Source organism: Candidatus Pelagibacter sp. PS_37, assembly GCF_059417825.1.
The window spans coordinates 723,108-735,746 of sequence record NZ_CM182067.1 but is presented as its reverse complement, the minus strand read 5'-3'; the positions used below and the strand labels follow the sequence as shown (position 1 = coordinate 735,746).

Annotated in this window: 12 protein-coding genes; 6 read left to right on the top strand and 6 right to left on the bottom strand. The window is 31.0% G+C overall.

Annotation, left to right across the window (positions count from 1 at the left end):
- Positions 1–88: 88 nt before the first annotated feature.
- The 3 genes from AC5SL9_RS03910 to AC5SL9_RS03900 are packed head-to-tail and all read left to right on the top strand — an operon-like array spanning position 89 to position 2,165.
- Positions 89–763, top strand: a complete 675-nt coding sequence (locus AC5SL9_RS03910) for a uracil-DNA glycosylase family protein (RefSeq protein WP_494573819.1) — start codon at positions 89–91, stop codon at positions 761–763.
- Positions 760–1,428: a hypothetical protein gene (locus AC5SL9_RS03905; protein WP_494573818.1), complete on the top strand. Its 669-nt coding sequence runs from the start codon at positions 760–762 to the stop codon at positions 1,426–1,428. Before AC5SL9_RS03910 ends, AC5SL9_RS03905 begins: the two co-directional genes overlap by 4 nt.
- A complete protein-coding gene (locus tag AC5SL9_RS03900; protein ID WP_494573817.1) occupies positions 1,428–2,165 on the top strand; it encodes a hypothetical protein in 738 nt (245 codons plus the stop codon). Before AC5SL9_RS03905 ends, AC5SL9_RS03900 begins: the two co-directional genes overlap by 1 nt.
- Positions 2,166–2,453: 288 nt before the next feature.
- Here AC5SL9_RS03900 and AC5SL9_RS03895 read toward each other — a convergent pair whose 3' ends face one another.
- The 3 genes from AC5SL9_RS03895 to AC5SL9_RS03885 are packed head-to-tail and all read right to left on the bottom strand — an operon-like array spanning position 2,454 to position 5,353.
- The gene (locus AC5SL9_RS03895) at positions 2,454–3,596 is read right to left on the bottom strand and encodes a glycine cleavage T C-terminal barrel domain-containing protein (protein ID WP_494573816.1); all 1,143 of its coding nucleotides are present in this window, start codon (positions 3,594–3,596) and stop codon (positions 2,454–2,456) included.
- Between the two features lie 43 nt (positions 3,597–3,639).
- The gene (locus AC5SL9_RS03890) at positions 3,640–3,915 is read right to left on the bottom strand and encodes a hypothetical protein (protein ID WP_494573815.1); all 276 of its coding nucleotides are present in this window, start codon (positions 3,913–3,915) and stop codon (positions 3,640–3,642) included.
- Positions 3,899–5,353, bottom strand: a complete 1,455-nt coding sequence (locus tag AC5SL9_RS03885; RefSeq protein ID WP_494573814.1) for a phosphomannomutase/phosphoglucomutase — start codon at positions 5,351–5,353, stop codon at positions 3,899–3,901. Before AC5SL9_RS03885 ends, AC5SL9_RS03890 begins: the two co-directional genes overlap by 17 nt.
- A 155-nt stretch (positions 5,354–5,508) precedes the next feature.
- Here AC5SL9_RS03885 and AC5SL9_RS03880 point away from each other — a divergent pair, with 155 nt between their 5' ends.
- Genes AC5SL9_RS03880 through AC5SL9_RS03870 form a run of 3 tightly spaced genes read left to right on the top strand, consistent with a single transcriptional unit; the run spans position 5,509 to position 9,096 of the window.
- Entirely contained in the window at positions 5,509–7,446 is a 1,938-nt protein-coding gene (locus AC5SL9_RS03880; RefSeq protein WP_271626259.1) for a ribonucleoside-diphosphate reductase subunit alpha, read from the top strand.
- A gap of 5 nt (positions 7,447–7,451) precedes the next feature.
- The gene (locus AC5SL9_RS03875) at positions 7,452–8,465 is read left to right on the top strand and encodes a ribonucleotide-diphosphate reductase subunit beta (RefSeq protein ID WP_011282174.1); all 1,014 of its coding nucleotides are present in this window, start codon (positions 7,452–7,454) and stop codon (positions 8,463–8,465) included.
- 4 nt (positions 8,466–8,469) lie between these two features.
- A complete protein-coding gene (locus AC5SL9_RS03870; RefSeq protein ID WP_494573813.1) occupies positions 8,470–9,096 on the top strand; it encodes a class I SAM-dependent methyltransferase in 627 nt (208 codons plus the stop codon).
- Here the strand turns inward: AC5SL9_RS03870 and AC5SL9_RS03865 are convergent, their stop codons facing one another.
- Genes AC5SL9_RS03865 through AC5SL9_RS03855 form a run of 3 tightly spaced genes read right to left on the bottom strand, consistent with a single transcriptional unit; the run spans position 9,097 to position 12,619 of the window.
- Entirely contained in the window at positions 9,097–10,221 is a 1,125-nt protein-coding gene (locus tag AC5SL9_RS03865; protein ID WP_494573812.1) for a bifunctional 2-methylcitrate synthase/citrate synthase, read from the bottom strand.
- Complete coding sequence (gene prpB, locus AC5SL9_RS03860; RefSeq protein WP_006996772.1) at positions 10,221–11,117, bottom strand: methylisocitrate lyase; 897 nt, start codon at positions 11,115–11,117, stop codon at positions 10,221–10,223. Before prpB ends, AC5SL9_RS03865 begins: the two co-directional genes overlap by 1 nt.
- Positions 11,117–12,619 carry an MmgE/PrpD family protein gene (locus AC5SL9_RS03855; protein ID WP_494573811.1) on the bottom strand — a complete coding sequence of 501 codons (1,503 nt, stop codon included), beginning with the start codon at positions 12,617–12,619 and terminating at the stop codon, positions 11,117–11,119. The genes prpB and AC5SL9_RS03855 overlap by 1 nt, the downstream gene beginning before the upstream one ends.
- Positions 12,620–12,639 lie beyond the last annotated feature (20 nt).

Sequence of the window (12,639 nt, the reverse complement as noted above, 5' to 3'; positions counted from 1 at the left end):
AAGAATAATAATTTTAATGACTAATAAAATGCAAAATGAGCACTCATTAAATTGTATATTTTTATGTTGAAGTTATTAATCTCAAACAATGTCAAAATATCTTAAAAAAATTAAATCATTAAAAAAGATAAGTAAATCAACAGCTACTAGAGGCAAGTTCTTAATTACCAAAAAAGATAATTTAAAAATATATTATGCACCATTTGATTATATCAATTCTAAAGCAAAAATAATGATTGTGGGTATAACTCCTGGTCTTCAACAAATGTTGCAAAGCTTTGAGGTAATTAACCAAGGTAAATCATTAAAGGAAGTAAAAGATTTATCTAGCTTCAAAGGGAGTATGAGAACCACCTTAGTTAAATATCTAGATGAATTAAAGATTAATAAAACACTAAAAATTAAATCTTGTGAAAGTTTATTTCATAAACACAATAAGTACCTTCACACTACTTCGTTAGTTAAATATCCAGTATTTGATAAAGGAAAAAACTATTCGGGTGCAAATATTTTAAAGAAGCAAATACTCTTGGATTTTATTGAGAAAAATTTTTTAAAAGAATTAAAAACTTTAAAGAAATCTATTATTGTTCCTTTGGGCAATACTGTTTCATCTACAATTGAATATTTAAACAGTAAATACAAACTTAAATTAAGATGTTTTCTTGAAGGATTTCCTCATCCATCAGGGGCAAATGCTAGAAAGAATATCCAATTTAAAAAGAACAAAAAAAAAATGAAACTTATTTTAAAACGTAAATGAATAGAGACTCATACCTAAACTTTTTAAAAACGTTTAAGATTTCAGATGATGATTTTATTGAATACGGATTGAAAGATATAATCTTTATTCCAAAGGATAAAGCTCATAATGAATGGGAGATTTTAAAAAATAAAATTTATTCCAATCAAGAAGTATATATTAGAGGCATGGGTAGAGATGCTGCCAGTACAAAATATATGCTTGAAGTTCACAAAAGTCTCTTTGGCAATTCAAATATAAAAAAAGACCCTTCAAACAATACACATCCAACAAAAATTTTAGAAAATTTAACAGGGTTTTCAAAAAGAAAATTAAAAAATTCGAATTTAATTAGCAATTATCAAGTATCTCATATTTTTGGACATACGAAAAATGCACTCATGTTTATGGCACCATGGAATATTGTTTATATTCCAAAATTATTTGACCCATTTTCAGGTCACGAGTCTAAAGGTGAATTAACTCAAATATTTTCTACAAAATTAAAAGAAATTACTTATGAAAAATTTAAAGACCAAATTGATAATTATAATAACATCGTAAATAATTCTAAATTTATCGATAGTCTAAATTCATCAATTGAAAATTTAAAATCTAATAATGATGAGATGTCAGAAAAATTATTAAATTCTATTAAGGATGAATTTTCGGAGATAAAAATATAATGAAAAAAAAAGAAGTAATTTTTTATGATGGTAATGCCTTTCCGTCGACTGGTAACACGCTAGAGCTAAAAGCAGGCAATAAAGGAAGCAGCGTTAGTGGAATGGGTTATATGCAAGAAATTCAATTAACTGAAAGAAAGATTAAAAACTTTTGGAAAAAGATGGATGAGCTAGATGTTTGGGGTTGGGAAAAAGATTATTCACCCATTGGTTCAATTTGTGATGGTCTTGTTTGGGAACTACGTCTTAGAAATAAAGATGGAAAAGCAAAGGTTGTGAATGGTCATGAAGAATATCCTCATAATTTTAATAAATTAATTAAAGCTTTAAATAATTTATTTGGTTCAAAAATAGAGACTATTGAAGATTTGAATATAGAGAATGAGGTTATTGAATTGCAAGCGTCATATGATACAGGGCCAATTTTTATATCTTTAGATAATAATAAGGGTTTTATTAATGAGCATGGAGAAATCACTGAAGTTAAGATAGATGAATTTAAAAAACAAAACTTTTGGAAAAAAATAGATGAACTGGGTGTTTGGAATTGGCATAGCAAATATCCTCATAGACAACCAAAGTATGCAGCTCCAACATGTCAAGTTCACTGGTCTTTAAAAATAATTAATCATGATAAAGCAAAGTATTGTTCTGGTTATTATTTTTTCCCACAAAACTTTAAAAAGTTTATTAAAGAACTAAGCGATTTAATGGGAATAGAATTTAGAATTGACTAAAATATAATAAAAAAATCTTTCAGGATATTATATATAGATAATGATATAAGTTCCCCCTTTGGTGACTGGTTAATTATCATGACACACTGGTGCCACACTAAAGTTAATTTTGCTAGATTTCCTATCTAATGGGATATCAATTGATAAAAAATCCTTAAAAGATAAGGAATATTACTAGAAATAGAGACGGTACATAAAGTTAACTGAGACTACCGTTAAGATAATAACTAGTAAGTAAAGGGATATATAATCTTTTGGGGTTAACATGGTTTATAAGTACTCTTATTGTTATGAACTTGCGAGCTTCTTTTTAGGATCATAGAAAGGTTTTTCAGTAACCGTTGCTTTAATGATTTTATCATTCATTTTAACATCAAGCACTGTACCAATCTCTGAATTGTTAATTGAAACCATTGCAAGGGCTATGTTTTGTTTTAGTCTTGGTGAATAAACTGCAGAAGTAATTTTACCAACTAGTTGATTGTCTTTTAAGATTTCCCAAAAGGTAGTGTTAGGGCCTGTTAACGGTTCACAGTCTAAAATCACACCAACTTGTTTTCTTTTAATACCATCCTTGTTTATTTTTTTTAAAGCATCTTTACCAATAAAGTTTATATTAGTATCAAGATTAACAAGTCTTCCTAATCCAACTTCATAAGGGTTCGTGTTAATATCAGCATCAGCATGGTACGATAACATTCCACCTTCAATACGTCTAATCGATGATGTGTGGCCTGGTTTTAAACCATGAGGTTTACCAGCTGCCATTATCTTTTCCCAAAGTTTGTCACCCTTAGAGCCATCTCTTAAATATAACTCATAACCTAGTTCACTAGACCAACCGGTACGAGAAACTATTAAAGGAATGCCATCTAGATCTAATTCACGTAACCAATAATATTTAAGATCATTAATACTTTCACCAAATAAGCTTTCCATAATTTTTCCAGAGTTTGGACCTTGTAATTGAAGAGGGGAGGCATCGGGTTCGACAATTTTAACATCAAGATTTGAATTTACTGCAACTCCTTGTGCCCATAATAAAATATCACTATCTGCAAGAGATAACCAATAATGGTTTTCTTTTAATCTTAATAAAACTGGATCGTTTAAAATTCCACCATTGTTATTTACAATTAAAACATATTTACATTGACCAACTGAAAGTTTTGATAAATCCCTTGGTGTTAACAGTTGAATAAATTTTGTAGCATCTGGCCCTGTAATTTCTACTTGTCGCTCAACTGCAACATCACATAAAATTGCTTCATTAACTAAATTCCAAAAGTTTTGTTCAGGGGATCCAAAGTCACGAGGAATGTACATGTGATTATAAACTGAAAAACCAGTTGCACCCCATTTAACCGTTGAGTTAAAGTAAGGAGATTTCCTAATTTGAGTTCCAAAACCGAAGTTTTTTTTATCTTCCATTTTCAAAACCTATTAATTATTTGATTATTTTAAAAGCTTTTTTTTACTTTTCGCACTCTTCTGTCGCAAATGCTGTTTGCTCCATAATCTCTTGAGGCTCTTTGCTGAAGACTTCATCCATCTCTTCATCACTAAATTTTGCACTTAATTTATCAACGGTGCACTGACAGTATATTTTAGCACCATCCGGGCCAATATATGCTTTAGAGTTAGAGTAACAGCCAATGTACAATTCCTTCTCATATTCAGGGCTTAAAGCGTGACTTTTAGAGGTAAAAAGAAGGATAAAAATTAGTAAATATTTATATTTTTTGATCATATTCGCCAACTTTGCCAGTTTTTTGTAAAAGATCATCAATAAAATCAAAGATCTTTTTCTTTCTCTCAATCGATGTTGGACTTTCAGTAACAATTACTAATGATGGTTTATTAGATGAAGCTCTAATTAACCCCCATGAACCATCTTTAAAAGAAAATCTGATACCATTCACGGTTAAGACTTCACTTATTTCTTGATCATCAATTTTAGTTTTATTATCTTTTAGTTCATTTACTTGTTTAACTAACTCTTCAACTACTTGATATTTCTCTTCATCTTTACAAAAGGGTGCCATGGTTGGTGTTTGAAAAGTGTTAGGTAGTTCTTTTATAATCTCATTCATCGATTTGTTTTCATTATCTAATAAATGACACACTTGAATTGCAGAATTTATTCCATCATCATAACCAAATCCCAAAGGTTGGTTAAAGAAAAAGTGACCACTTTTCTCAAATCCAGCTAGTGCTTTTTCAGTATTAACTTTTCTTTTAATGTGTGAGTGACCTGTTTTCCAATAAATGGTTTCACAGTTATTCTCAATTAAAACTTTATCAGTTGCGTACAGTCCTGTTGATTTTACATCGACTATAAACTTAGAATTTTTATGAGTTTTTGATAAGTTTCTTGCAATCAATAATCCAATTTTATCTGAAAAGATTTCATCCCCCAAATTATCAATTACACCAACTCTATCGCCATCACCATCAAAACCAAAACCAATATCTGCGTTATTATCTTTTACAGCTTTTGCAATTGCATGTAACATTTCTAAATCTTCTGGATTTGGATTATATTTTGGAAAAGTCCAATCAAGATCACAATCAAGCTCTATTACTTCACAACCAATTCCTCTTAAAATTTCAGGGGCAAATATTCCAGCGGTTCCATTACCACATGCAACAACTGCTTTAATTTTTTTTGTGATTTTATTTTTATTTATTAAATCATCTTTATAAATTTGTTGAAAACCTTCTATTTGTTTTTCAACTCCTTCGCCTTTTATGAAATTTTCATTTAAAGTTATCTCTTTTAATTCTTTCATCTCTTCAGGTGCATGGGTTAAACCTTTTTTGATACCCATTTTAACTCCAGTCCAACCATTTTCATTGTGACTAGCAGTAACCATTGCAACAGCATCCGCATCTAAATTAAATTGTGCAAAATAAACAGTAGGGGATAATGATAAACCTATGTCTTCAACATTGCATCCTGTTGAAAGCAGACCTTTTTTAAGTGCAGATTTTATTTCTTCACTGTAAGATCTATAATCATGACCAACAATTACTCTTGGATTCGCTTTTTTTGTATGTTTTATAATTTGAGTACCTAAACCTTTGCCTAGATTCTCTATTCCGATTCTGTTTATGTCCTTCTCATACAACCACCTCGCGTCATACTCCCTGAAGCCATACGGATCTATTTTTAATTCTGTTGTCATTGCTTATGTTTCTACAATTAATTTAATTTTTTTATTGATATTTTTTTTCTATGTTCTATAAACGTTCTGTTGAATAATGATTTATATGGTGTATCAATGCTTTCAGCATACAACATATAGTTGTTTTGTAAAAAAAACTAAAATAAACTTAAAATATGAACAAAATTCTATCACAGGCACTCAAGAAAGCTGTCTCCGAATATAGCCCAGATAATAGCGAACTTTCAAAAAATAAAGGACCAGATTTATTTTCACTTAGCAATGACACTGAACTTTTTCAAAATGAAAAAGGTATCATTATTAAAATTGATAGATCAAGAGACAATAAATTAACTGACTTTGGTAGAGCAACTTTAAAAGATCGTTACTTAGGTCATAACGAATCTTACCAAGATTTATTCGCCCGTGTTGCAAGTTCATACGCCGATGACAATTTACATGCACAAAGAATTTATAACTACATTAGTAATTTATGGTTCATGCCAGCAACTCCAGTTTTATCAAACGGGGGAACTAAAAGAGGTTTACCCATTTCATGTTTTTTAAATGAAGCATCAGATAGTTTAAATGGAATATTAGATTTATGGAGTGAGAACGTTTGGTTAGCAGCTAAAGGTGGTGGGATCGGAAGTTACTGGGGTAACCTTAGATCTATTGGAGAAAAAATTGGTAAAGTTGGAAAGACATCAGGAATAATTCCTTTCATTAAAGTAATGGACTCGTTAACGATGGCAATTAGCCAAGGTTCATTAAGAAGAGGATCTGCTGCTTGTTATCTTCCAATTGAACATCCTGAAATTGAAGAGTTTATAGAAATGAGAAGACCTACAGGTGGAGATCCTAATAGAAAAGCATTAAACCTTCATCATGGTGTTTTAGTATCCGATGCATTTATGAGAGCGGTTGAAACAGATGGGCAGTGGGCACTAAAAAGTCCTGCTGATGGAACTGTACAACAAACGATCTCTGCAAGAAATTTATGGATTAGATTATTAACTGCAAGAATTGAAACGGGTGAACCTTATATTATCTATATCGATACAGTTAACAGACAAATTCCACAACACCATAAGTTAGCAAATCTAACTGTTAAAACTTCTAACCTTTGTAGTGAGATCACATTACCTACAGGAATAGATAAAAATGGAAGAGATAGAACTGCTGTATGTTGTTTATCATCTTTAAACTTAGAAAAGTATGATGAGTGGAAAGACGATAACGTTATGATCAATGATGTTATGAGATTTTTAGATAATGTATTAACTGATTTTATTGAAAGAGCTCCAGAGCAATTTGATGATGCAAAATATTCTGCTGAAAAAGAAAGAAGTGTTGGCCTAGGTGTTATGGGTTTCCATTCTTATTTGCAAAAGCATAGTATTCCACTTGAATCTGTGATGAGTAAAGCTTGGAATAAAAAGATATTCAAACATATTCAAGAACATGTTGATCAAGCCTCAAAAGATTTAGCTGATGAAAGAGGAGCTTGTCCAGATGCTGCAGATTATGGTTATAATGAAAGATTTTCTAACAAAACTGCGATTGCACCAACAGCTTCTATTTCTATTATCTGTGGTGGAGCATCCCCTGGAGTAGAGCCAGTTGCAGCAAATAGTTACACACACAAAACTTTATCTGGATCATTTAATGTTAGAAATAGATACTTAGTTGAATTATTAGAAAAACATGGGAAAAATACTGATGATGTTTGGTCTGGTATTACAACAAACCAAGGATCTGTTTCTCATTTAGATTTTTTAACTGATTTAGAAAAAGATGTTTTCAAAACTGCTTTTGAGTTGGATCAAAAATGGATTATTGAATTAAGTGGAGATAGAACGCCGTATATTTCTCAAGCTCAATCAATTAACTTATTCGTGCCAGCTGATATTCACAAAAGAGAATTACACAAAATTCATTTTGATGCTTGGAAAAAAGGCTTAAAGAGCCTTTATTACTGTAGATCAAAATCAATTCAACGTGCGGAAAATGTCAATGACACTAAAGCAACAGACGTTAACGCAAATGTTTACAAATCAAAACCACAAACAACCGAACAACCAGAATACGAGGAGTGCCTATCATGTCAGTAGAAAAAATGAATACTAAAATTATTCAACCACCAAAAGAGGAAATAGTTAAACCTCAAAAAATGGGATTACTAGTTGAAAACCCAGTTTACAAACCTTTTAGATATCCATGGTGTTATGATGCTTGGTTAACTCAACAAAGAATTCATTGGTTACCGGAGGAAGTGCCTCTGGGTGATGATGTTAGAGATTGGCAGAAAAATTTAACTCAATCTGAAAAAAATTTATTAACACAAATTTTTAGATTTTTTACTCAAGCTGATGTTGAAGTGCAAAATTGTTATTTAAGACATTACACAACTGTGTTTAAACCTACAGAAGTTTTAATGATGATGACTGCTTTTGCTTCAATGGAAACAGTTCACATCGCTGCTTACTCTCATTTACTTGATACGATTGGAATGCCTGAGTCTGAATATTCAGCGTTCATGAAATATAAAGAGATGAAAGATAAATACGACTACATGCAAAATTTTGACATGAGTTCAAAAAAAGATATTGCATTAACAGTAGCTGTATTTAGTGCGTTCACTGAAGGCTTACAATTATTTGCAAGTTTTGCAATCTTACTTAACTTCCCAAGACATAATAAAATGAAAGGGATGGGCCAAATTGTTACTTGGTCAGTAAGAGATGAAACGTTGCACTGTAATTCTATGATTAGATTGTTTAAAGAGTTTATTCATGAGAACCCAGAAATCTGGACTCCTGAATTAAAAGCAGAACTTTACAAAGCATGTAGAACAATCATTGAGCATGAAGATGCTTTCATTGATTTAGCTTTTGAAATGGGTCCTATGCAAGGTCTTACAGCACAAGATGTAAAACTTTATATAAGATTTATTGCTAACAGAAGATTATCTCAGCTTGGATTAGAGCCAATTTATGATGTGGACAAAAACCCACTTACTTGGTTAGATTCTATGTTGAATGCAGTTGAACACATGAACTTCTTCGAAGGTCGTTCCACTGAATATTCTAAAGCAGCAACTCAAGGAACTTGGACAGAAGCTTTTAGTTAATCTTTTGAAATATAAGAAATATTTTAGAAAAACTAGCCTTAAACAAGAAGGTATTGGAGAGCAATTTCTTAATGAAATAGCCTCCAAGAAACCTAAAAATTTCCTTGAGATTGGTGTGTTTCATGGTGTTACTGCACGAAATGTTTGTGAGTTATTACACAGCATTCATGGAAATGATTTCAAATATATAGGATTAGATTTGTTTGGTGAAAGTGCTGAAAATGCTAATGAAGTTATACCAAACACTAGGTTTAATAATCCCTTAAAGCAAATATATTTCAAGTATATCTTAAGACAAGATCCATACTCAGTTGATGCGGTAACTTATCTTTTAAAAAAATTTAAAGAAAATATTCATTTAATTAAAGGGAATTCAAATTTACTTTTAAAAAAGATGGATATGTCTCAAATTGACTATGTTTTTTTAGATGGAGGACATGCTTATGAGACGGTTAAAAATGATCTTCATTATTCAAAACCAGTTCTAGATAATAATGGAACTATTCTTTGTGATGACTATAACTTAAGTCAAGCACCAGGGGTCAAACAAGCCATAGATGAATTTGTTAGAGATAACAATCTCAAATCAGAAATTATTTTCGAAAGATTTGCTAAAATAGAAAAAAATTAATTATCTTTGGTTAAGCTGTATTACTTTTCTGTGCTTACTACCTTTATAACTTGCAAGCGGTCTAATTAATTTATTAGCAGCATGTTGCTCCATAATATGTGCAGACCAACCTGTAATTCTTGAAATTACAAATATTGGGGTAAAGAAATCAGTATCAAAACCCATTAAATGGTAAGTAGGTCCTGTTGGGTAATCAACATTTGGATAAATATTCTTTTCTTTAATCATTACCTTTTCAACGATGTCATAAATTTTTTCAAATGTTTTATCTTTTTTAATAATAGCTACTCTTTTAAAGTATTCTCTCATGGTTGGAACTCTTGAGTCTCCACTTTTGTAAACTCTATGACCAAATCCCATCACCACATCTTTGTTTTTAAGAGCCTTCGTAATCCATTTTAAAGCGTTCTCAGGTTTTTTAATTTTCTTCATCATGTGCATTACTTCTTCATTAGCACCACCATGAAGAGGACCTTTTAAACTAGCGATCGCACCTGTGATTGCTCCATGAATGTCAGATAAACTACTGGTAATAGTTCTTGCTGTAAATGTTGATACGTTAAAACTATGCTCAGCGTATAAAATTAGTGATACATCGAAAGCTTTAACAATTTCTTTTTCAGGAACTTTTCCAAAACACATATGGAAAAAATTTTCAGAAAAAGTAAGATTTTTTTTTGGAGCTATAATTTTTTTCCCTTTTCGAAGTCTGTAAAAAGCTGCTAGGGCAGTAGGTGTTTTTGCAAGAATTCTAATCGCCTTTCTTAAATTTGCTTTTGGTGAGCTGTGTTTAGTTTCTTTATCTTCAAGACCCATGACGCTAACAGCTGTTCTTGCAACATCCATTGGATGAGAATTTTTAGGTATTTTTTTTAAAATACTTAATAAATTTTTAGATAAAGTTATTTCTTTAGATAATTCTTTCTTAAATTCTTTTAATTGTTTTTTATTAGGTAATTCTTTATTTAAAATTAAATATGCAACTTCTTCAAAATCACATCTTGCACATAAATCTTGAGCTGCATAACCTCTATAAGTAAGAGAGTTGATTTCTGGCATAACTTTTGAAATTTCTGTTTCATCAACAACTATCCCTAGTAAACCTTTTTTAATATCATCACTCATTATTCATGTCCTTCCGTACTAAAGTTATAAATTTTTTCATCTAACGAATTGTACTTTTCATATTCTACTAATTCGTAAAGTCTTTTTCTAGTTTGCATTTTATCAATAATGTTGTTCTGATGTCCATTCACAAAAATGTCTCTAAGACCATCTTCTACATTTTTCATGGCTAATCTTTGTGTAGTTACTGGATAAATCACAATATTATACCCAAAGTTTTCTAATTCTTTGTAATTGAATAGCTTAGATTTTCCAAATTCCGTCATATTAGCCAGTAAGTAACAGGATAATTCTTTTCTAACTTTTTCAAAATCTTTTTCATCTTGCAAAGCTTCTGGGAAAATAATTTCAGCTCCAGCATCAATATATGCCTTACATCTATCAATCATCTTATCTATTCCCTCAACTCCTTTAGCATCAGATCTTGCTATAATCTTAAAATTTTCATCTTGTTTAGCTGCAACACATTCTTTAATTTTTTTAACCATTGCTTCTGTTGAAATTAATTCTTTGTTATCTAAGTGACCACATCTTTTTCGTTCTACTTGATCTTCTAAGTGAACTGCTGACACCCCAAATTCTTCAAAAGTTTTAATAGTTTCTTCACAAGACTTAAAGCCAGTGTCGATATCAACGATGGTAGGTAAACTTGTAACTCTAGATATTAAATAAGATCTAGTACTAACATCTTGCAGCGTAGTTAAACCAATATCTGGAAATCCTAAATCATTAGCCATAACTCCACCTGATACATAAACTGCATCATACCCAATTTCTTCAATTAGTTTTGCTGTTAGTGGGTTATAAGCACCAGGAACTCTTAAAATTTTATTTGATTTTAGTTTACTAACAAAGTCAGCTCTTTTTTGACTGGGCTCTTTTTCTACAAAATGCATTAAAAAATTCCTTGTTTCGTATTTTTCTTTATCTGACTTCTTTTAACCTGGATGTTTAATTTATTTAACTCTCCAGCTTTCAGGTTTTTAAGATTTTGAACAACTTTTAAGAAACGTGCACTCTCTTTTTTATCTAAGATACCGTCTGTTAACGTTAAAAACTTATTTATATAATTTTGTCTTTTAAACGGACGTGCTCCATATGGATGAGCATCTGCTCTATCTAATTGTTCTATAATTTTTTTACCATTATTTAAAGTAACTACAACTCTTGCACCAAATGATTTATTTTTTGGATTAGGATCGTGATATTTTTTAGTCCATTTTTTATCTTCAAACGTCGTAATTGATTTCCAAATTTTTATAGTGCTTTTTCTATTAGCTCTTTGTTTGGTATATGATTTAACATGGTGCCAATCAGCATCCTCAAGTGCTACTGCAAAAATGTACATAATAGAGTGATCAAGTGTTTCTCTACTTGCATTTGGATCCATTTTTTGTGGATCATTTGCACCAGTTCCAATTACGTAATGAGTGTGATGACTTGTGTAAATATCAATTTTTTTAATTTGATTTAAATTAGGAATTTTCTTATTAAGTTTTTTAGCAATATCTATTAGTGCTTGAGACTGATACTCAGCTGAATATTCTTTTGTATAGGTCTCAAGTATCGCTTTCTTAGATTCTTTTTTCTTAGGAAGAGGAACATTGTATAAAGCTTTCTTGCCATCTAATATTCTAGCTATAACACTGTCTTCTCCTTCATAAATAGGACTTGGCGCACCTTCACCACGCATTGCTCTATCAACTGCTTCAATTGCAAGTTTACCAGCATGAGCAGGGGCGTAAGCTTTCCAACTAGAGATTTCACCTTTTCTAGATTGTCTTGTTGAAACTGTTGTATGTAGAGCTTGTTGAACTGCTTGATAAATTGTTTCAGTGTTAAGTTTTAACATTGTACCCAAACCTGCAGCAACACTTGGTCCTAAATGTGCTATGTGATCTATTTTATGTTTATGCAAACAAATTCCTTTAACTAAATTAACCTGAACTTCATAACCTGTGATAATTCCTCTTAACAAATCTAGTCCACTTTTTTTAGTTTGTTGAGCAACACTTAAAATGGGTGGAATGTTATCTCCAGGATGACTGTAATCTTCTGCTAAAAAAGTATCATGAAAATCAAGCTCTCTAACAGCTGTTCCATTGGACCAAGCAGCCCATTCACAATCAAATTTTAATTTTGAATCAATACCAAATAAATTTGCACCATTTTTTCTAGGATGCTTTAGGGCCATTTCTCTTGAAGAGATAACCGCTCTCCTATTTAAAGAAGCAATGGCAACTGAAGCATTATCAATTATTCTATTAATAACCATCTCAATGGCTGCCTTATCTAATTTTGCATTATCAGAGGCAATTTCAGCAATTTTCCATGCTAATTGATTTTTTTTAGGTAAATCAATTTTTGATGGGTAAACTTTAACTTTATGTGAAATCATTAGGCCTCCTTAATTGTGCA

Excerpts from the sequence above, each read along its gene's own strand:
- AC5SL9_RS03910 (WP_494573819.1), top strand. The coding sequence starts at position 89 with ATGTCAAAATATCTTAAAAAAATTAAATCATTAAAAAAGATAAGTAAA.
- AC5SL9_RS03905 (WP_494573818.1), top strand. The coding sequence starts at position 760 with ATGAATAGAGACTCATACCTAAACTTTTTAAAAACGTTTAAGATTTCA.
- AC5SL9_RS03900 (WP_494573817.1), top strand. The coding sequence starts at position 1,428 with ATGAAAAAAAAAGAAGTAATTTTTTATGATGGTAATGCCTTTCCGTCG.
- AC5SL9_RS03895 (WP_494573816.1), bottom strand. The coding sequence starts at position 3,596 with ATGGAAGATAAAAAAAACTTCGGTTTTGGAACTCAAATTAGGAAATCT.
- AC5SL9_RS03890 (WP_494573815.1), bottom strand. The coding sequence starts at position 3,915 with ATGATCAAAAAATATAAATATTTACTAATTTTTATCCTTCTTTTTACC.
- AC5SL9_RS03885 (WP_494573814.1), bottom strand. The coding sequence starts at position 5,353 with ATGACAACAGAATTAAAAATAGATCCGTATGGCTTCAGGGAGTATGAC.
- AC5SL9_RS03880 (WP_271626259.1), top strand. The coding sequence starts at position 5,509 with ATGAACAAAATTCTATCACAGGCACTCAAGAAAGCTGTCTCCGAATAT.
- AC5SL9_RS03875 (WP_011282174.1), top strand. The coding sequence starts at position 7,452 with ATGAATACTAAAATTATTCAACCACCAAAAGAGGAAATAGTTAAACCT.
- AC5SL9_RS03865 (WP_494573812.1), bottom strand. The coding sequence starts at position 10,221 with ATGAGTGATGATATTAAAAAAGGTTTACTAGGGATAGTTGTTGATGAA.
- prpB (WP_006996772.1), bottom strand. The coding sequence starts at position 11,117 with ATGCATTTTGTAGAAAAAGAGCCCAGTCAAAAAAGAGCTGACTTTGTT.
- AC5SL9_RS03855 (WP_494573811.1), bottom strand. The coding sequence starts at position 12,619 with ATGATTTCACATAAAGTTAAAGTTTACCCATCAAAAATTGATTTACCT.